The 19900-nt window shown below is 42.0% G+C and carries 23 protein-coding genes; all 23 read left to right on the plus strand.

Translation table 11 applies throughout. The features are described 5' to 3' along the window. The first annotated feature begins 17 nt into the window (after nt 1-17). The 23 genes from IGJ28_RS02925 to fliS all read left to right on the plus strand — a co-directional run bounded on the left by IGJ28_RS02925 (nt 18) and on the right by fliS (nt 19816). Complete coding sequence (locus IGJ28_RS02925; protein WP_081131836.1) at nt 18-728, plus strand: sigma-70 family RNA polymerase sigma factor; 711 nt, start codon at nt 18-20, stop codon at nt 726-728. Next, nucleotides 725-1426, plus strand: coding sequence for a flagellar hook-basal body protein (locus IGJ28_RS02930; RefSeq protein WP_113848983.1), 702 nt, complete (start codon nt 725-727; stop codon nt 1424-1426). The genes IGJ28_RS02925 and IGJ28_RS02930 overlap by 4 nt, the downstream gene beginning before the upstream one ends. Before the next feature lie 10 nt (nt 1427-1436). Then, complete coding sequence (locus tag IGJ28_RS02935; RefSeq protein WP_081131834.1) at nt 1437-2219, plus strand: flagellar hook-basal body protein; 783 nt, start codon at nt 1437-1439, stop codon at nt 2217-2219. Between the two features lie 11 nt (nt 2220-2230). Next, nucleotides 2231-2941, plus strand: a complete 711-nt coding sequence (locus IGJ28_RS02940) for a cell division ATP-binding protein FtsE (RefSeq protein ID WP_081131833.1) — start codon at nt 2231-2233, stop codon at nt 2939-2941. Nucleotides 2942-3094: 153 nt separating this feature from the next. Beyond that, nucleotides 3095-4387 carry a methyl-accepting chemotaxis protein gene (locus IGJ28_RS02945; protein ID WP_081131832.1) on the plus strand — a complete coding sequence of 431 codons (1293 nt, stop codon included), beginning with the start codon at nt 3095-3097 and terminating at the stop codon, nt 4385-4387. A gap of 18 nt (nt 4388-4405) precedes the next feature. Next, nucleotides 4406-4858 carry a chemotaxis protein CheW gene (locus tag IGJ28_RS02950; protein WP_060813673.1) on the plus strand — a complete coding sequence of 151 codons (453 nt, stop codon included), beginning with the start codon at nt 4406-4408 and terminating at the stop codon, nt 4856-4858. Beyond that, a complete protein-coding gene (locus tag IGJ28_RS02955) occupies nt 4828-5361 on the plus strand; it encodes a chemotaxis protein CheD (RefSeq protein WP_156248252.1) in 534 nt (177 codons plus the stop codon). Before IGJ28_RS02950 ends, IGJ28_RS02955 begins: the two co-directional genes overlap by 31 nt. 15 nt (nt 5362-5376) lie before the next feature. Then, entirely contained in the window at nt 5377-6381 is a 1005-nt protein-coding gene (cheB, locus tag IGJ28_RS02960; protein WP_438845124.1) for a chemotaxis-specific protein-glutamate methyltransferase CheB, read from the plus strand. A 4-nt stretch (nt 6382-6385) separates the two neighbouring features. Beyond that, nucleotides 6386-7159 (plus strand): CheR family methyltransferase, encoded by a 774-nt coding sequence (locus IGJ28_RS02965; RefSeq protein WP_438845125.1) that lies wholly within the window; start codon nt 6386-6388, stop codon nt 7157-7159. Between the two features lie 21 nt (nt 7160-7180). After that, nucleotides 7181-9205, plus strand: a complete 2025-nt coding sequence (locus IGJ28_RS02970; RefSeq protein WP_438845126.1) for a chemotaxis protein CheW — start codon at nt 7181-7183, stop codon at nt 9203-9205. After that, nucleotides 9202-9783 carry a chemotaxis protein CheC gene (locus IGJ28_RS02975; protein WP_438845127.1) on the plus strand — a complete coding sequence of 194 codons (582 nt, stop codon included), beginning with the start codon at nt 9202-9204 and terminating at the stop codon, nt 9781-9783. The genes IGJ28_RS02970 and IGJ28_RS02975 overlap by 4 nt, the downstream gene beginning before the upstream one ends. Before the next feature lie 14 nt (nt 9784-9797). Then, a complete protein-coding gene (locus IGJ28_RS02980) occupies nt 9798-10160 on the plus strand; it encodes a response regulator (RefSeq protein WP_060813667.1) in 363 nt (120 codons plus the stop codon). 20 nt (nt 10161-10180) lie between these two features. Continuing rightward, nucleotides 10181-10573 carry a chemotaxis protein CheW gene (locus IGJ28_RS02985; protein WP_438845128.1) on the plus strand — a complete coding sequence of 131 codons (393 nt, stop codon included), beginning with the start codon at nt 10181-10183 and terminating at the stop codon, nt 10571-10573. A gap of 18 nt (nt 10574-10591) precedes the next feature. Beyond that, the gene (gene fliM / locus IGJ28_RS02990) at nt 10592-11602 is read left to right on the plus strand and encodes a flagellar motor switch protein FliM (protein ID WP_311828353.1); all 1011 of its coding nucleotides are present in this window, start codon (nt 10592-10594) and stop codon (nt 11600-11602) included. Then, complete coding sequence (gene fliY / locus IGJ28_RS02995) at nt 11599-12642, plus strand: flagellar motor switch phosphatase FliY (protein ID WP_438845129.1); 1044 nt, start codon at nt 11599-11601, stop codon at nt 12640-12642. Before fliM ends, fliY begins: the two co-directional genes overlap by 4 nt. 99 nt (nt 12643-12741) lie before the next feature. Further along, the gene (gene flgM / locus IGJ28_RS03000; protein ID WP_060813663.1) at nt 12742-13017 is read left to right on the plus strand and encodes a flagellar biosynthesis anti-sigma factor FlgM; all 276 of its coding nucleotides are present in this window, start codon (nt 12742-12744) and stop codon (nt 13015-13017) included. Next, a complete protein-coding gene (locus tag IGJ28_RS03005; RefSeq protein ID WP_081131823.1) occupies nt 13018-13374 on the plus strand; it encodes a hypothetical protein in 357 nt (118 codons plus the stop codon). 11 nt (nt 13375-13385) lie between these two features. After that, nucleotides 13386-14900, plus strand: a complete 1515-nt coding sequence (flgK, locus tag IGJ28_RS03010) for a flagellar hook-associated protein FlgK (protein ID WP_081131822.1) — start codon at nt 13386-13388, stop codon at nt 14898-14900. Nucleotides 14901-14904: 4 nt separating this feature from the next. Next, complete coding sequence (flgL, locus tag IGJ28_RS03015) at nt 14905-15825, plus strand: flagellar hook-associated protein FlgL (protein ID WP_081131821.1); 921 nt, start codon at nt 14905-14907, stop codon at nt 15823-15825. A gap of 399 nt (nt 15826-16224) precedes the next feature. Then, nucleotides 16225-17310, plus strand: a complete 1086-nt coding sequence (locus tag IGJ28_RS03020; protein ID WP_103300682.1) for a flagellin N-terminal helical domain-containing protein — start codon at nt 16225-16227, stop codon at nt 17308-17310. Between the two features lie 338 nt (nt 17311-17648). Next, nucleotides 17649-19064, plus strand: a complete 1416-nt coding sequence (gene fliD, locus IGJ28_RS03025; protein WP_081131819.1) for a flagellar filament capping protein FliD — start codon at nt 17649-17651, stop codon at nt 19062-19064. 34 nt (nt 19065-19098) lie between these two features. Further along, complete coding sequence (locus tag IGJ28_RS03030; protein WP_103300681.1) at nt 19099-19428, plus strand: hypothetical protein; 330 nt, start codon at nt 19099-19101, stop codon at nt 19426-19428. Nucleotides 19429-19441: 13 nt separating this feature from the next. Next, nucleotides 19442-19816: a flagellar export chaperone FliS gene (gene fliS / locus IGJ28_RS03035; RefSeq protein WP_113848979.1), complete on the plus strand. Its 375-nt coding sequence runs from the start codon at nt 19442-19444 to the stop codon at nt 19814-19816. Nucleotides 19817-19900 lie beyond the last annotated feature (84 nt).

Consider the following 19900-nt stretch of genomic DNA (forward strand, 5'->3'; position numbering starts at 1 on the left):
TGAAAGGAGAATAACCGATGTACGAAGTGGATAGAGAAGCAGAAATCATTAAATACCTTCCTCTAGTCGAACGCGTGGTTCAGCGAATGTCAATCAAAACGACAGATTACGAACAAGGAGATCTATTCAACATTGGGGTCATCGGATTGATGGATGCGTTAAACAAATTTGATCCGACGAAAAAAGTGCCTTTTGAAAGTTATGCGGTCCTTCGTATCAAAGGAGCGATCATTGACGAAGTACGCAAGCATGCAAAAATCTCACGTTATAAAATGGCGGCAGTTAACCAATTTTATCAAGCACGACAAGAGTTAGAGCAAACCTTGAAGCGAGAAGCGACTGATACAGAAATCTCTAAACAGATGGGAATTAGTCGCGGACAGTTGGCAGATATTTATGAAAGCCTACATTATTTAGCTAGTGTGTCATTAGAGGATACATTGTTTTCTGCTCAAGATGAAGGTATGACGATCAAAGATTCTATCAGCGATAAAGAAGCGGTAGATGTGGAAGAAGCGTTATTAGAAACAGAACGTCTGCAAGCATTGACTACCTGTATCAAAAAGCTTGGGGAAAGAGAGCAGTTGATTTTGAGTTTGTATTACACCGAAGAATTGACACTCAAAGAGATCGCAGAAATTTTAGAAATCTCAATTCCAAGGGTTTCACAGATCCACGGCAAAATGGTAGCTAAATTACGATTATTGATCAAGGAGGAACTAGCATGATTCGAGGATTAGATATTCTTTCCCGCAACATCAATGTCTTACAGAAACGGCAAGAAACGACTAGTGGGAACATCGCCAATGTCAAAACCACTGGGTATCAAGCAAAAAAACTATTTCAATCGACATTAGATGAAGTAGCATTACATAATTATCAAGGCGGTGCTCAGGCAAACACTCGTCATGATATTGGTGGACTGGCATTCGGGAATCAATTAGCCGGCACCAGTTTGGAACAGGCAGCTGGGGCGATAAAACAAACGGATCAAGCAACAGATTTCGCACTGCTTTCTGATGGCTACTTTACTGTCCGAACACCTGCAGGTGAAACATTATACACGCGAAAAGGGGACTTTACCCTTAATCAGCAGAATCAATACGTGACCCAAGAAGGATACGTTGTTTTAGGCAATGGCAATCAGCCAGTGACCGCAGCAGATAATCCGCAATTCCAAGTCCGTTTGTTTGAACCAGACCAGTTGATGGCCAATGGGGAAACTTACTATACCAGCGACAATGCAGGGACGATCGCTGCACGGCCGACGGTGCAGCAAGGGTATCTGGAACAAGCCAATGTGGTCGTGGCAGACGAGATGGTGGCAATGATCCAGACATCAAGAGAATTTGAAGCAAACCAAAAAGTATTGAACTCCACCAATGAAACACTCCAAAAAGCAGTGAACGAATTAGGAAAGATTTGAGGATAGCAGAATGAATATGAACGGTTTATTAGGGATCAGTCGTTCAGGAATGAACAGTTTACAAAAGAATTTGGACAATGTTGCTAACAACATTGCCAATGTCAATACCAATGGTTATCAAACGCAAACGACTCATTTCAAAGAACTGATCAACAATGCAGTATCAACTGAGGAAGTCTATTTCAGTGGTAATGCGGCACAATACGGCTGGAACGTTGGTTCTTCAGCTACAACTGGAACTAGCTTTGGTCAAGGTGTGTTGACAGCTAGCAGTCAGCCGCTAGATGTGGCGATCCAAGGTACGGGATTCTTTGGCGTCCGCAATGGAAACAATGAGTTGCTTTTGACAAGAGCTGGGAATTTCCAGTTAGATGCTGAAAAAGGACTAGTCACCAGCGATGGCTACCCTGTCGCTATGACTACTATGGTACCCGCTAATCAATGGCCAAATGCCCAGAACATCCAAATTGATTCTGCAGGCCGATTAATGACCCAACAAAATGGACAGGCAGTTCTACTAGGGCAATTGACACTTTATAACCCAACCAATATGAATGATCTGGTTCCTGTGGGAAGTCAGCTATTTCAAACACAAAATGCCCAGCTAACAAGTTCTCAAGCAGACCCAACCGCTTTTGGAACGATCAATCAACATTATTTGGAGGGATCGAATGTAGACTTGGCCGGTTCAATGACAGAACTGCTGACGACACAAAGAGCATACGCCCTTAATACAAAAGCAATGCAAACAACGGATGATATGTTAGCTGTTGTCAATCGTTTTACTAATTAGAGGAGAGACCAATGATCCGATTAACCAAAGTCAGCAAGCAATTCCAAAATGGCACGCTAGCATTAGCAAATATTACCGCTGAGATCTCGCAAGGCGAATTTATTTATGTCGTAGGACCGAGCGGCTCTGGCAAATCGACACTGTTCAAGTTACTGCTGAAAGAAGAAGAGCTTTCAGCAGGGTCGATCCAAATTGGCAATGTGCTGCTAGAAGGGCTGAAAGATCGTCACTTATATATGATTCGGCGACAAGTAGGCATTATCCAGCAGGAAGACCTGCTGTTGGCACATATGACGGCTTATAAAAACATTGAATATGCATTACAGGTATTGGGCGTGCCACGGAAAATACGCAAAGAAAAAACCGATAAAGCATTGCAAATGGTGGGAATGACGGCTTATCAATCTTGCTATCCCCATGAATTGTCGGTAGGACAATGCAAAAAGATCGCGATCGCCCGTGCCATCGTAACTGAACCGGCAGTCTTGATCGCAGATGAACCTACAGCAAATTTAGATATTAAATCCGCAGTAGAAATCATGAAATTATTCATAAAGATCAACCAGTTAGGGGCCACCGTGCTTCTTGCTACCCATGACAGCACCATGGTCAATACTGTTCGGAATCGTGTTTTTGAGCTTAAAGAAGGACGATTGATACGGGACGATCGCAACGGCGGCTATACCCGTTATGCAGACCCGAAAGATACATATGTCTGGTGACAAGCCTTAAATTTCCAGTTAATTATCCGATTAGGGAACTAGAAGATTGTTTTCATAATCGGATAAAGAAGGAGTGACACTGCGATTATCAAGTGAAGAGCGAATCTTGATAAAAATCATTGACGATCATATCGCATAGGAAAGGATACTGTCATGAAGAAGAAGTTACAAGCTATTATCAAAAAAATCCGCCTCGCTACGCTGCTTCCCTTAATTATTACGTTTGTCGTTTTATTGGGGTGCTATTTCTTTGTTTTACGGCCTCACGGAGACGATCAGTTGAGTCATGTGTTCTTTATTTTTTCAATAATCGTTCTCTTATTGGAATTTATTGGAGTTGTCGTACTCTCTTTTGTGGTGAAACATAAGGATCCAGGAATGGATACATTACTAGCAGAATTGGAAATTGTTAGTGGAGGAGACCTCTCGCACATTGATGCTATGGGGAATGACGGAAATGATCCCCTCTTTGAAAAGGTCAAAAATAGTTTTAAAGGTGTCTTGAATACATTTAAAGCAGTAATCGTGGGAATGCATGAAGAAAGCACCCGCATGACGGAAATGGTTGGAAATTTGACCAATACGTCCAAAAATGCCAAAACATCTATCGAAAATGTTCGCCAAACGATGAACGCTATCGCCAACGCAGCCAGTTCTCAAGCCTCTGAAGCAGAACAGACCTCTGTTGACATGGACGAATTAGCAACAAGCATCGAGGAAATCCACAAAGAGATCGACCTCATGAATGGCTACGTGCAAAAATCTCAAGATAGCAATTATCGAAATTCTGAAGTGATGATGTATGTCTCAGAAAGTTGGGAAGTCGAACGTCAAAATCAAGCTGATTTGGTGGATGGTATGAATGATATGAATGAAGACATTCAAAGTATCGGCAAAATCGTTCAGTTGATTAATGATATTTCTGATCAAACCAATCTTTTGGCATTAAATGCTTCGATCGAAGCAGCTCGTGCAGGGGAAGCAGGCCGCGGATTTGCCATTGTGGCAGAAGAAGTTCGCAGTTTGGCAGAACAGAGCAGTCAATCGACTAAAAGTATTCGGACGATCATTGAAGCAATCCGCAAAAAATCTGAGAAAGTTGTTTCAGCAGCGATGAATTCTTATGAGGGCGGGAAAAAACAAACAGACAATATCAATAAGGTGATTGATTTAGCCAATGAAATCTCTGATATTGTTGAAAAATTAGTAATGAGTATCCAAACAGTCGAGTCACATATTACCGGCATCGTGGAGAAAAAAGATATGGTGCAAGTCTCTGTCAGCAATATTTCCTCTGCTGTTTCAGAAACCTCTGCCGGCACCCAAGAAGTGACGGCCAACTTGGAAGATTTCTATTTGGTCATCGAAGAATTTGAATCGAATGCGCAAGAAATCGAAACGATCGCGAGCATTCTGAAGTTCCAAGTAGATAGCTTTAAATTCTAGAGAGAGGAAAAGATGCTGATGGAGCAATATGTAATATTTAGAAGTCATGACCAGCTCTTTGCAATCCGAGTCCAGCAAGTGACACGAGTGATTGAAGCCCAATCCTTTATTCAGTTACCGGAAGTGGCTGATTTCGTTTTAGGTGTCTATGAATTTCAAGAAAAAATGATCCCGATTATTGATGTTCGCCGTAAACTATTCAAAGAGCCCACAACGGTTTCTGAACGGAACAATGTCATCTTATGTCATTGGAATGATCAAGATCTTGGGCTGTATGTCGATGAGATCGTGGGGATCTCTACGCTGGAAGAGACGGATTATGAAGCTCAGCTTGATCGTTCGGGACTTAAACAAAGTTATATCGAGCAATTTTTGAAAAGCGATGAATCCGTCGTACTATTATTGGCGCTCTCCTTTTTATTTGACTATGAACCGGAGGAATGGCAGGACACGTTCGGAGAAACGAGTTGACCCGTCTATTGAAAACAAAACAGGAGATTCATGTAGGCATCTCAGAGTATAAAATTGCCCAGTATCCGGACAAATTAATGACCGTTGGACTGGGATCCTGCGTTGGCACGATCATTTATGATGAAAAAAGCAAAATTGGCGGACTGAGCCATATTATGCTGCCAGATAGTCAACCATTTTCCCACAAGCGGGAGATCAAGCCGGGAAAATTTGCTGATCTGGCATTGCCAAACATGGTTGCAGAATTGCAGCGTAAAGTACGTGCTCCGCGATTCAAAGCCAAAATCGTTGGTGGTGCCAATATGTTTCAATTCCAAACAATCACGAATACGAGTAATATCGGACAACGCAATGTTGAGGCAGTTGAACAATCTTTGGCCAAGTTGGGAATTCCCATTGTAGCCAAACACGTTGGTGGTACGACTGGAAGAACAATGATCGTTGACTTAGACGATTTTACAACAATGGTTCGGATCGTAAATCAAGAAATCATCTATCTATAAAGGAGTTTGAAAAAAATGAAAAGAGTATTGATCGTAGATGATTCTGCTTTTATGCGGAAAGTGGTGACGGATCTGTTGGAACAGATGCCCCACATCAAAGTAGCTGCTGCTGCTCGTAATGGCAAGCAAGCACTAGATCATCTTGCGAAAGAATCTTTCGACCTTGTAGTGATGGATGTAGAAATGCCTGTATTGGATGGATTAGAGACATTGCGGATGATCAAAGAACAGTACACCGTTCCGGTAATCATGCTCAGTTCAATGACAAATCAAGAAACAACGATTGAGTCATTAGAGCTCGGGGCGGCAGACTTCGTTGAAAAGCCTGTTAATCTATCTCAGATTCAACAAGACTGGATCGATGATTTCTACAAAAAAATCGATTCGCTTGATCAAAACCATTCTAAGGGAATAAACCATAGTATAGCTGAACAAATAAAATTAACGTCACACCATTTGCCACGGACAGTTGAAGCAGTCGTGATTGGCTCTTCCACCGGTGGCCCCAGAGCTTTGTTGGGAATCATCCGCGGCTTGCCTAAACGGCTGCATTGCCCAGTCATGATCGTTCAACACATGCCGGCTGGATTCACGGCATCTTTCGCTCAACGTCTGAACTCGGAAACAACAGTACCAGTCAAAGAAGTGACCGACGGCATGCCGATTGAAAACCAAGTCTATCTTTGCCCAGGAGATTACCATATGACAGTGGGACAAGGGCGTTTTCACCTGAATCAACGGGAGAAGCTTCACGGAACTAGGCCGGCGGTTGATTATTTATTCACTTCAGCAGCCAGCGCTTATCAAAAGGGTCTAGTCGGTGTTTTATTGACTGGAATGGGTAAAGATGGTGCCAAAGGAATGCGAGCGATCCAACAAGAAGGTGGTTATACCATCGCTCAGGACAAAGACAGTTGTGTGGTCTTCGGGATGCCGCGATACGCCATCGAACAAAAGGCAGTCGATGAAGTTCTAGCACTAAGCAAGATTGAAACAAAAATCGGACAGATAGTCGGGTGAGAACATGGAGACAGATTTTGTTGTTTTTAATCAATGGGTCAGTGATCGGCTGGGGGTACAGCTAGCGGCCTACAAAGAAAGTCAAATGCAAAGACGGATTTTGACCATCATGGAACATTCAGGTGCTAAAAATTTGCAGGAATACCAGCGGCTTTTGGAGAAAGATATGGTTGTCAGAGAAGCTTTTCTAGCCCATATCACGATCAATGTTACCGAATTTTATCGTAACAAAGAGTTATTTGATGCCTTTGAAAAAACGCTGCTGACTAAGATCGTGCCACAGTTTGCATTGCCGAAAATTTGGAGTGCGGCTTGCTCGATAGGTGCGGAGCCTTATACGATCGCCATGCTGTTAGAGAAAAATCGCTTGGCAGCGCCCGCTGTTTTAGCAACGGATATCGATCAGCAGATTTTGACAAAGGCAAAACAAGGGGTGTATCGCGAGCACGAGCTAAGAAATGTTCCTATTGAAGAACTAGCGAATTATTTTGAGGTCAAAGAGAGAAACACTTATCAGATCAAACCAGAACTCAAGCGGAAAGTTCATTTCAAGAAACATGATCTATTGAAAGATCCCTATGAAAAGAATTGTCACGTGATCGTCTGCCGCAATGTAACGATTTATTTCAAAAGTGATGCCAGAGACGAAGTGTATCAGAAGTTTAGTGATGCCTTAGTACCAGGTGGGATTTTATTTACTGGAGCAACAGAAACGATTAATTTTTCGGAAAAATTCGGGTTGAAAAAAATCGATTCCTTTATTTATCAAAAAATATAATTTCGCAAAGGAGGGATTCATTTGGATGATAATAGCGTATACCGTACGCTTTTCTTCGAAGAGACAGATGACCATCTGCAACAGCTGAACGACCATGTATTGGCATTAGAAAGCAATCCGCAAGACACAGCACTTTTAAATGATATTTTCCGCTCAGCTCATACACTGAAAGGGATGGCAGCGACGATGGGGTACGATGTGATGACACAGTTGACCCACAAGATGGAAAATATTTTTGAGCTATTCAAAACAGCAACGTTGTCAGTGACGAGTGATTCCATCTCGCTGATTTTTAAATGCTTGGATCGGTTATCCGAATTGGTGGAAGACTTGCGGGAAGAAAAAGAACTGCAGCCGAATCAAATCACAGATTTGCTGCTGGAATTAGATCAAGTAGAACAGCAAAGCCAAAATCAATCCGATCAACAACATTCGGAAACAACAACCTCCGATACACCGCTTGCGCAGTTATCGCTGGCATTTGAGCAATTAGATTCTTCGGATCTTTTTGTGATCGAACAAGCGGTAGCCGGGGATTACCACGCCTTCAGCATTGCGGTCCGCTTAGAAAAAGATTCCATGCTCAAGGGGCCTAGAGCCTTTTTGATCATGGAAAAACTGGAACAATCTGGTGATATCCTGCATACGGAACCGAGTGCGGAACAATTGGAAGAAGGTGATTTTGATTCTGATTTTAGGCTAGTGTATCTCACTCAGAATGAGTTGGCGGAAGTCCAAAAGAATATTGCTAGTAATAGTGAGATCGAAGAGTTTCGAGTTGAGCCTTTTCAAGCAAATCCGTCTCAAGCAACAAATGAGACTCTAAAAACAGACACCACGAAAGAACCAACACCCAAAACCAAAGAAACAATGACACATCATGCGTCTGTTTCTAATCAATCGATCCGGGTGGATCTATCGCGACTCGATTCTTTTTTGGATCTAGTTTCGGAATTAGTCGTCTATCGCAACCAGCTGGAAGATGTCAGCCATCGCGAAAACATCGAAGCAATCAAAGATCCGCTGGAACAAGTCTCCCATCTGACATCTGAATTGCAGGACTTGGTATTGCGGATTCGTATGCAGCAGGTCAATGTCGTTTTCAGCCGCTTTCCCCGAATGGTGCGGGATTTATCGACTGAACTAGGAAAAGAAATGGATCTGGTAATCATTGGAGAAGAAACAGAGTTGGATAAGACGGTTGTTTCTGAACTGAGTGAGCCATTGGTCCATCTCCTGCGTAATTCTGTCGATCATGGGATCGAAAGTCCAGAAGAACGGGAAGCATTAGGAAAATCCCGTAAAGGAACGATTCGGTTAGCTGCATACCAGGAAGGCAATCGAGTCATCATCACGCTAGAAGATGATGGCAAGGGATTAGACCCACAAGTGATCAAAGCAAGTGCGGAAAGAAAAGGCTTAGCCACAGAAGGCTTATCTGATGAAGAGATCCAGCAACTGATTTTCCATCCGGGATTTTCGACAGCAGAAAAAGTTACGAATATCTCGGGTCGAGGTGTAGGGATGGATGCGGTACAATCGAAGATCGCTAATTTAGGCGGCACGATTGAATTATGGAGTCGGCCCAATAAGGGGACGCGCTTTACGATCAAACTACCATTGACCTTATCGATCATTCAAGCACTAATGGTGCGTGTAGGAACCGAAACCTTTGCGATTCCGCTTGATTTAGTTGAACGTGTAGTGATCATTAAAGAAGAAGAAGAAGTGATTCAGACCGTTTCTCAAGAAGTTTATCGTTTCCAGGAAGATTTGATTCCGATTATTCGGACCGATCAGCTTTTAGGAATCGAGGGAAACACAGTCGGAAAAAAATTCGCCATCATTGTCAACAGCGAACAGCAATATTATGGCTTGTTGGCAGACGAGTTAGTTGGTCAGCAAGAAATCGTGATTAAAAAGATCGATCCGCTCCTCCAGCAGCTGGATCGCTATCAGGGGGCGACGATTTTAGGAAACGGCTCGATTGCACTGATTTTAGATGTCAATGCGATTTGTGGAGAAAAAAAGGATGAGCGGCAATGAAATACACCGACTTGCAATTAGACGGATTAAAAGAACTGATCAATATTGGAGGCGGAAATGCTGCCACAAGTATTTCTAAGCTGATCGCGCAACCTATCTCAATGAGTGTACCGAAAGTAGCGGTCTTGGATTATCAAACTCTCTATACACAGATCATGGAAGAAGACAAAGAGGTCCATGCAGTGATCAGTTCAATCAGCGGTACATTCAGCGGCGTGTTTCTCTTTGTACTTTCAGATGTTGCTGCCGATCGACTGGTCCATCTGGTCATGGAAGATGCCACTGAAGAAATGAAGCAGTCGATCATTAGTGAGCTGACGAATATCATTTTTAATTCGTTTCTAAATGCGATCAGCCAACTATTGTCTGCTGAATTAGCGGCGTCGCTACCGATGGCTCGTTATGATTTCTTTGGTGCTGCAATTAGTAGCCTTTATCTAGCATTAAATCAGTTTGATGATCACGTTTTGGTCATTCGCAATGAGTTTTCTTATGAACAAGAAACACTAGACGCCTCGCTGTTCTTTATTCCAGAAGAGGGTGTTCTAGAAGAAATATTTGGTACATTAGGTATTTGAAGGGAGTAACAATTATGTCAAAAAAAGTATTAATCGTCGATGATGCGGTGTTTATGCGCATGAAATTAAAAGATATTCTTGAAAAAAACGGCTATGAAGTAGTCGGAGAAGCACAAAATGGGAAAGAAGCTTATGAAAAATACCAAGCCACTGCACCCGATCTAGTAACAATGGATATTACAATGCCAGAAGTAGATGGCTTAGAAGCGTTGAAAATGATTCGTTCGTCTGATCCATCAGCGAAAGTGATCATGTGTAGTGCCATGGGTCAACAAGGTATGGTTATGGATGCTATTCGAGCAGGAGCAATGGATTTCATCGTGAAACCATTTGATACCGATCGAGTGATCGCGTCTATTGATAAAGCTTTTGCTTAGACTTCAGAGGATGTGTTGAGATGCAAATGATTCTTTTTAAAATGGCGCAGCAACATTATCTGATTTCTGCTGAATCGGTTGAGGAAGTTATCGATGCACCAGAAATCACTAAAGTCCCATTAGCGCCTGAATGGGTCGAAGGCTTGATCAACTTGCGAGGGACCGTTTTGACAGTGATTCGGCTCTCGAAATTGATCGCAGTATCAAGTTCTGCAGAGGATCGGAATGTTTTGATCATGAAGCAAGGCGATGATCGCAAGGGCGTTTTAGTCGAAGAAGTCATCGAAGTGCTGGAATTACAAGAGTCAGATCTGCAATTGAGTGATCAAGAAGGCAGCAGTCATGCCATTGGTGTCGTATCATTGTCAGATAAAGTAGCAAGTGTAATCAAAGTTGATCAGTTGATTTTTTAAGAAAAATGGGGGATTAGTGTGGATCAGGTATTGACGCAGCAAGAAATAGATCTCTTACTGAATGCGATGAGCACAGGAGAGATCGATAAAGAGGTAATGAATGAAGAAGACAAGCAGACAAAAGTAAAAGCCTACGACTTTCGCAGACCAACAAAGTTATCCAAAGAGTACGTCAATACCCTGCACATGATCTTTGAAGACTTTTCTAAAATGAGCAGCAGTATGCTGTCTACCCAATTGCGTACCAACGTAACTTTGCAGTTGGCTGCTATCGAACAAGTAAGTTACGATGAATTTATCCATTCGATCCCTAAGTTTACGTTGTTAGGACTCTTTCGTTCTCAACCGCTAAATGGGATTCAATTCATCGAGATGAACCCTCAACTGTGCATGTTGATGGTGGAACTATTATGTGGAGGATTGGATGCGTATCAAAGCAAACAATCAGAGATTGATTTAGAAGACAAGACGAATTTCACGGATATTGAAACAGCCATTCTGGAAGAAGTAGTCAAACTATTCGTACGGGTCTATGAAAGTGTCTGGCAAGATATCGTCAAGTTAGATTCAGTCTTGGATGGGTTGGATACTAATCCGCAGTTGCTGCAAAATATGTCACCCAATGAACCTGTTGTGTTGGTGACCTTCACATTGAAAATTTTCGAAACCAAGAGTTTTATCAACTTATGTATTCCTTATGTCTTCTTTGAAGGAATCATTGATAAACTAAGTTTTCGTAATTGGTTCGACAGCAATCAACCAGCCAGTTCTGAGGATAGCCGCGAGCTGCAAAAAAGTTTGAATGGAGTCGCGTTAAATCTGGAAGCTTTGTTAGGATATGCCCAGATGAGTTTGTCAGACTTCATTCATTTAGAAGTCGGGGATGTCATCAAATTAGATAAAAAGATCACGGAACCATTAGAGACCTTTGTTGATGGAAAACCGTTTTATCGCGCGAAACCTGGCAAGCAGGGAGATAAGCTAGCCATTGAATTATTAGACAAGTTAGAAGAGGAGCAAGAAGAATGAGCGAAAGTTTTAGCCAATCAGAGATCGATGCATTGATGAATCACGATACCTCTCAGCAAAATGTAGATGAACAAGTAAAAGTTGATATTATCGGAGAAGTCGGGAATATTTCGATGTCCCAAGCGGCAACGACCTTATCGTCGATCTTGAATCGCCGTGTCAGCATTACAACGCCTAGAGTTGTCAGAGTCAAACTTCAAACGATTTTAGATGATCTAGTGGCACCGAAAGTGGCCACGATTGTTGAGTTTAAAGAAGGACTTGTCGGCAGCAATTTGATGCTCTTGGAAGTCAAAGATGCAATCATCATTGCAGATTTGATGATGGGAGGCACAGGTGAAACAACAAGTACTCAATTCACAGAACTAGAGCTAAGTGCTGTTGCCGAAGCAATGAACCAAATGATCGGTACCGCATCTACCTCGATGGCAACGATGATCAATCGCAAAGTGGATATTTTACCACCGATCGTCAAACTATGGAGCGAATCAGAAGCTCTGGAATACGAGGCAGTTAAGGAAGAAGAAATTTACTGTATTTCATTCTCACTAAGTGTGGAAGGTGCGATCGAGAGTGAGATCATGCAAGTTTTTAGCGATCCAGTCGTCAATGATATCGTAGCCGCGATGTTAGCAGATCAAGCAACAGTTGTGGAACGGGAAACACCGGCAAAACCGCAGCCCGCTGTAGAAGCAAAACCAGAACCTGCGGTTAACCAACCGCAAGTGGAAGTCAGTCAACCAGCATTCCAGCCATTAAATGCAACATCAACCACAGATGGCGATAATCTGGATTTGATTTTAGACGTGCCATTGGATCTAAGTGTTGTTTTGGGACGCAGCAAAAAAACAGTCAAAGAAATTTTATCTTTCAATGCTGGATCGGTCATCGAATTGGACAAACTGACAGATGAACCGTTAGAAATATTGTTGAACGGGAAATTGATCGCTAAAGGAGAAGTTGTCGTCATCAATGAGAACTTTGGTGTCCGGATCACCAATATCTTGTCCCAAAAGCAACGGATTCATAACTTGAGTTAAGTGAATCTTCTTAGAAAAAGTTAAACAAAAAGGTTTAACTTTTTTTCTTTTTATCCGATAGTATAAAATAGAAGAAGCACCGAGAATGGAGGAACTCTCATGAAAATCGCAAGAGGTTATGCAGAGTATAGCGACAAAGCCATCCAACGAGAAACAATCAAGCCAACCAAAGCAGAGCAAACCGCTGCCGAAAAAAAGGTTGACGTCCAATTGTCAAAAACAGCGCAAACGATCAAAAACAGTGGCGGTAACGAAGCGAGCCGTGCTGATCGTGTCGCTGCATTAAAACAATCCATCAAAGATGGCACTTATCAAGTATCAGCAGAAGCAATTGCCACTAAAATGCTTGCTAGCGATGTAAAGAAGGCGGATTAGATGACAGAACGTGAATTTGAACGACAATTACAACGTTTTTTTCGACTTTTGGTCAAAGAGAAAGAGTATTTGATCAAGGGCCAAGGTGAAAAACTGATCGAGCTGGTAGAGAAAAAAGAAGGATTTGTCCCAGTCATCGAATCTTATGAAGGCAATCTGACAGACAAATGTCGTGAATTGATCCAACAAATCCAAAGACAACAGCAAGAAAATCTCTTATTGACTGAACAAGCCCTCAGCTACCAAAAAACATTGATGGATGCCGTTAAAGACAACATCCAGCCGGCAGCAAATACGTATTCGAAATATACGGAAAAGGCCACTGTTCAGACAGCGATCATTGACCAAAAAATTTAAGGAGAACTTTTATGACAGGATTATTCGGATCACTTGGGACCGCTACTGGCGGTATGAGCGCAAACCAAGTAGCACTACAAACGAGCAGCCATAATATCGCCAATACGAATACAGACGGGTATTCACGGCAACGTGTCAATCTACAGACTCAGCAACCTTACTATCTACCAGGAGCAGGTACGATCGGTACAGGGGTCAAGGTTAGCAGTGTGCAGCGCGTTGTTGATGATTTTGTGATTGGGCAAGTACGAAATGCCAATTCCAAATATACATACTATGAACAAAAAGCAGATATCCTTGGTCAATTGGAAGGTATCTTAAATGAGCCTTCAGATAATGGTTTATCGAAACAGCTGTCTACGATGTTTGACTCTTGGACTGCGCTAGCCAACAATCCCGAATTAGAAACGGCCAAAAGTCTAGTCCTCGAAAACAGCAGTACCCTGGCTGACATTATCAACCAAATGTCTTCGCAAATGAAAAAATTGCAAGGTGACACGGTAGATGACATCGAAAAATCTGCATTGGATTTCAATGAAAAAATCAAACAGCTAGAATCATTGAATGAACAGATCTATGCCTTAGCAACTGACGGACAAACCTCCAATGACTTACTGGATCTGCGGGACAATCTACTCAAAGATATTTCAAGCTTGGCACCGATCGAAACGACATTTGATCAATATGGCCGAGGCTATGTAGCGATTGGCGGCCAAACGATCCTAAATGCAGACGAACGCAATACGATCAGTGTAGTGATGGGTAAAAACGAGCAAGGAACCATCGTTTCCAAAGACGGTAACAGCTTGAATCCACGGGAGACAATCAGTGGGGATTACCCTCCAGGGACGATTTTGATCAATAAGCCAACAGAAGACGGTCAAACAAACTACGAGGAGTTGCCGATCAAAGAAGGATCGATCGGGGGTCTGCAAGTTTCGGTCACTGAGATTGACAGTCGCTTAAGCGAATTGAACAATTTTGCCACAACCATTGCCAAAGCAGTCAATATGATCTTTACAGATGGAAAATCCAGTACTTCCGGTCTCTTTGAATTCGGAGAAGATACTGCCGGTACGATCAAAGTCTCTCAAAGTATCATTGATAATCCTAGCTTATTGCAAGCCGGTAAAACAGGTGAATCTGGAGATGGTTCAAGAGCAGCAGCGATTGCGAAGCTTCGCAATGCAAAATTGGATTTTCCGCTGTCAGATGAAACGATGGCTTCTTTTGATCCCGACACACTTACCTTCAAAACAGATGGTTCAGGTATGACGTGTGACAGTTACTTCAATAGTATCGTCACGAAGAACGGGATCTCAAAACAGCAAGCAGATAATACTGCTAGCGCTCAGCTATCACTGCTAAATCAATTAGAATATAGAAATCAATCCGTTTCAGGGGTTTCGATCAATGAGGAAATGTCTGACGTGATAAGGTTTCAACAAGGATTCCAGGCAAATGCACGAATCATTTCTGTGGTTTCGGAGATGCTGGATACCTTGATCAATCGGACAGGAGTATAGATAAATGCGTATTTCAAATAATATTACTTATAGTGATTTTATTCGTAATTTAGGCACTAACGCCTCGAATGTTCACAAGACACTTAACCAGTTATCTAGTCTGAAAGAAGTCAGCAAATCATCAGAGAACCCATTGCTGATCTCTAAAATCATGAATCTAACTGGATCCATCAATCAGAACGCAACATTTGGCAGTACGATCAAAGACAGTATTTCTTGGTCAAAAGTTCAAGATTCAACATTAGACAATGTCAGCAAATCGATGCTGCGAATCCGTTCGTTGATCCAATCTTCTGCCAATGGTACGAATGGTGATGATGAGTTAAAGGCCAATAAAGCAGAGATTGAAGAAGAAATCGAAGGGATCGTAGAAGCGCTAAATACCAATTACGATGGCCGATATATCTTTGGCGGTACCAGTACGACGACCCCGCCATTTGAAATCGTAAAAGAAGATGGCGAAATCGTTGGGATCAAATACAATGGGACTAGCAAAGATTTGCCGCGAGAAATCGCGAATGGTGTTTCTGTCGATTTACTATCCGACGGCAGTCGTCTAATGAAGGAAACCGGAACAGAAACAGATCCAGAAAATTTGAGCACCTATTTCAATGATTTATTGTCTGCATTACGCAATGATGATAAGGAAGCTTTAGGGGGGAAATTGCTGGAAGCCCATGATGAATATGCAAATAACTTTGTCAATGTGCGTTCCCAAATCGGCGCTTTGTACAATCGGCTAGAAGCTGCCTCAGATCGTAATGAAACAGAGAAACTGAATTTGACAGAAACACTTTCCAATAAACAAGATATTGATTTTGTGGAAAAATATATGGAGTTTTCTAATCAAATGACTGCTTACCAAAGTACACTGGCGATGGGAACAAAAATCATGCAGTTGACGATCCTTGATTACGTTAGATAATCGTTTATAGATGTCACCGTAAGATGCAAGAGAGGAACAACAAACTCTATGGACTCTACTTAGAAAAGGAAGTTGCAGGCGGCTATGCTCCGCTGCAATTTACGAATAGCTAAGTAGAGTTTTTTGTTTAAGATGTTTTTTTGATGGTTGACTATAGCAGTTTTATTGCCAGATTGGATAAGAATAACTCCCACGATAGCTGGAGCAATAGAAGATGATTTCTTAGATCCTATCGTTTACCAAGAATGAACGTGGGTTTCTCTTGTTCAAGAGCAGCTGTTTATACGGAGCATAAATTTTTTTTGATTTTTTTTATTTCCCTATCTTAACTAACGGTTTTTTCTTCCGATACATATAAACAGAGGGAAACCTTAGCGAAAAATTAGGAGGAATAATCAAATGAGAATCAATACAAACGTGTCTGCGTTAAACACTTACTCTCGTTTAACAGCAGCAAATGCTTCTAAAAGCAACTCTTTATCAAAACTATCTTCAGGTATGCGTATCAACAAAGCCGGCGACGATGCGGCCGGACTAGCAATCTCTGAAAAAATGAAAGGCCAAATCGGTGGATTGTCTCAAGCGAAAAGCAATGCACAAGATGGTATCTCATTGATTCAAACAGCTGAAGGTGCATTGAATGAAACCCACAGCATCTTAGGCCGTATGCGTGATCTAGCAGTTCAAAGTTCAAACGGAACTTTGAGTACAGATGACCGTGAAGCAATCTCAAAAGAATTTTCTGCTTTGTCTGACGAAATCGATCGTATCAGTACAACGACAGAATTCAATACTAAGAGCTTATTAAAAGGTGGAGAAAGTGGTGAAAAAGCTTCTTTCATCTTCCAAATCGGTGCCAATGCGAACCAAACAATGAGCGTAAAAATCGGTGATATGGGTGCCAAGGCATTAGGCGTAGACGCTTTAAAACTTGAGGAAGCAAAAGATGCTGAATCTGAAATTGCTAAAAAAGTTGAAACGGCCTTTTTAGATGCAGCTAATTCAGATAAGTATGATGCTGACGGTAAAATTGATGCATCAGCTGGTAAAACAGCTGCAGAACTTAAAGATGCAATTGAAAATGCGGCTGATGATACTGCAAAAGCAGCAGCACAAAAAACATATGATGCAGCTTTAGAAACTTTTAAAGCTTCTACTAATGGCCAAACAGCTATCGCAACGGCTAAGACAGAAGTTGAAGAAGCTTCTAAAAACAGCACAGTCAGCAAAATCGATGAAGCCATCAAAACTGTTTCTGCACAACGTGCGGACCTAGGTGCGGCTCAAAACCGTCTAGAACACACAATCAACAACTTGGGTACAACGCAAGAAAACCTTTCTGAAGCAAACTCACGTATCCGTGACGTTGACATGGCGCAAGAAATGATGAGCTTTACTAAGAGCAACATCCTTTCTCAAGCAGCAACTTCTATGTTGGCACAAGCAAATTCAATGCCAAACAGCGTATTGAGCTTACTTCAATAATTTTGGGGAAATCACAGCCAAGGACCAGACGGGGAAGCAAGGTCCTTGGCTTTACATAGCACCACTAAGAACATCGGTCGCTGGATGACCGCTCACATAATCAAGAGGCACCAAACAAGCAAATTCACAGAGCTGGTCCAGTGTGAAACGCTAGTTGACTGGATGGTCGCTGTTGTCTGCACCACAGCTTTTGAAGAATATCGTCCAAATCAGGAAAAGTGAACAACTTGTTGGAAAGCCCGCCACTATGGTGCAACAGATGATCAGCGTAATTGAAGACTTTAGAGAATAGATCTCTGAAGTCTTTGAAAGGTTGCGCACTAGAAAGGGATGAGGAAATGGCAAGTATTACAAGTGCTTCAGGAATCAGTACGACATTAGGGAGTTATTCGGGGATCACTGCAGAAGATATCGAAAGTTTATTGGCAGCAGATGCCATTAATAAAACCCGCGCCCAGAATCAAATCAAAACCATCAACTCGCAAAAGACTGCCTGGAGCGACATCAGCACTCGTTTGACCAACTTTTTGAACAAAATCGATGCCCTGCAAAAAGACGAGGCATTTCAAACGAAGAAAGCAGCGTCGTCAAACAGTGGGATAGCGTCTATCTCAGGAACAGCCGAAGCATTGGAAGGTTCCTACGATCTAAAGGTAAAGCAGTTAGCTACTGCTACTAAAGTAACAGGAACGAAAGTTACTGATAATAGCAAAGCTGCATTGAATGTCGAAGGCACGCTTTCTTTGACAAGTTCCGAAGTAGATAAAGACGGCAATCCTATCACGGTAGACATTGAGATCACTAGTGAAGACTCACTAAAAGACATTGCAGATAAAATCAATAAACAAAGCAAAAATTCCTCTGTGAGTGCCAATATTATCGATAACCAGTTAGTATTGACCAATACTAAAATGGGGGACAAAAATTTTACTATCTCTGGTGATGTTGCAGAAAGTCTAGGGATCGGTTCCACTGCGAAAACGACGCAAGGGCAATCAGCTATTTTTGAGTTAGACGGTATGGAGATCACTCGTGACAGCAACACGGTCAGCGACGTAATCGATGGTGCAACACTGACGCTATCCAAGGTCAGCGACGAATCCGTAAAAGTATCTTTGACCAACGACACTTCCAAATTGGTAGATGCGGTACAAGGATTAGTTGATCAATACAACAGCTTAATGAGCTTTATTGGTGAAAATCTATCTGTTGGTGATCCTAGCAGTGAAAACAACAAGACGGGTGCGTTGGCTGGGGATACTGCGCTGACTCGGCTTCAAACCCAATTACGTAATTTGATCACGATCCCTTCTGTCAAAGGTTCAGATCTAAAACCGAATGATCTGGGAATTTCGACAATCGACAATAACGGCACTTTAGGCTTTGATAGTGAGAAATTTAAGAAAGCTTTAGAAGAAGATCCTTCAGCGATCAAAGATTTCTTTTATGAAAAGACCAAAAGCAAAGACAGCGACGGGACCACATCAACGACAGAATCTGGCTATACATTAGCGATCAAGGAGTTAGTCAATAGTTATGTTGTTAATACTTCTACCAATAAAGGGGTCATCGCTACAAAATCAGCCACCTATGATTCCACCATCAAAGATCTGAACAAGCAAATCACACGTTTTGACAAGATTTTAGAGATGAAAAGAGATCGGTATATCACGATGTTTACCAAACTTGATGAAGCAATGATGCAAGCTGAGAGCCAGTTAGAATACTTAGCTAGTCAATTCTCATCTAAATAATTCTGGACAATCAGAGTAAGAGAGGAAGAGTGGAATGGAAAATAGCCTGCCTACACTGGACGAACGATTAACACGGATTTTACAAGGGTTGACGGATTGGAACGGTGAAGTGGAGCAAGCAGAAGTACTGCTGGCAACCAATGCTGAGCTTTTAGCAACTCTGACAGATAGTCCGAATCGCACAAAACAGACACAAGCCCTAGTTGAAAAGGTCGTGGCTGCGTATCAAACATTTCTTACACAAGTGCAAGCACAACAAACACTGATCAAACAAGAACTGGGACGTTTGAATCGACAAAATAATTTGGTAAAAACCTATCTGCAGCAGGAAGATGTTGCTGGATTTGTCGAATTCGACTATTAGTGAGGGAAAGAAAATGAATTATCAGCAAATGCAATCAAATTATTTAAAGAATCAAGTGATGAGCGCGTCTCCTAACAAATTGATCGAAATGCTTTTGCAGGCAGCAATCAAGAATATCAAGTTGGCCCAGTTAGCGATTGAAAAACAAGAACTAGCAAAAGCCCATGAATACTTTATAAAAACACAAAATATTTTGTTGGAGCTGCGTACGTCGTTAGACGAAAAACAAGGCGGTGAGATTGCTGAAGGTCTTGCAACGTTGTATGAATACATGTATCAGCAGCTGATTGAAGCCAATATCAAAAAAGAAGTGGCTCCTGCCCAAGCTGTTGCGGAACTGCTGAGCGAGTTATTAGAAAGTTGGCAGGCCATTACCCAATCTGCTTGATCAAGTCTACCACCAGCTTGCTGACGGTAGCAAAAGCAAGTATGTATATAGAAAAAACAACGACATGCTGCTTTCAGCCGGGCA

Origin of the sequence: Enterococcus sp. AZ091 (assembly GCF_051714805.1) — a bacterium.
Taxonomy (GTDB): domain Bacteria; phylum Bacillota; class Bacilli; order Lactobacillales; family Enterococcaceae; genus Enterococcus_D; species Enterococcus_D gallinarum.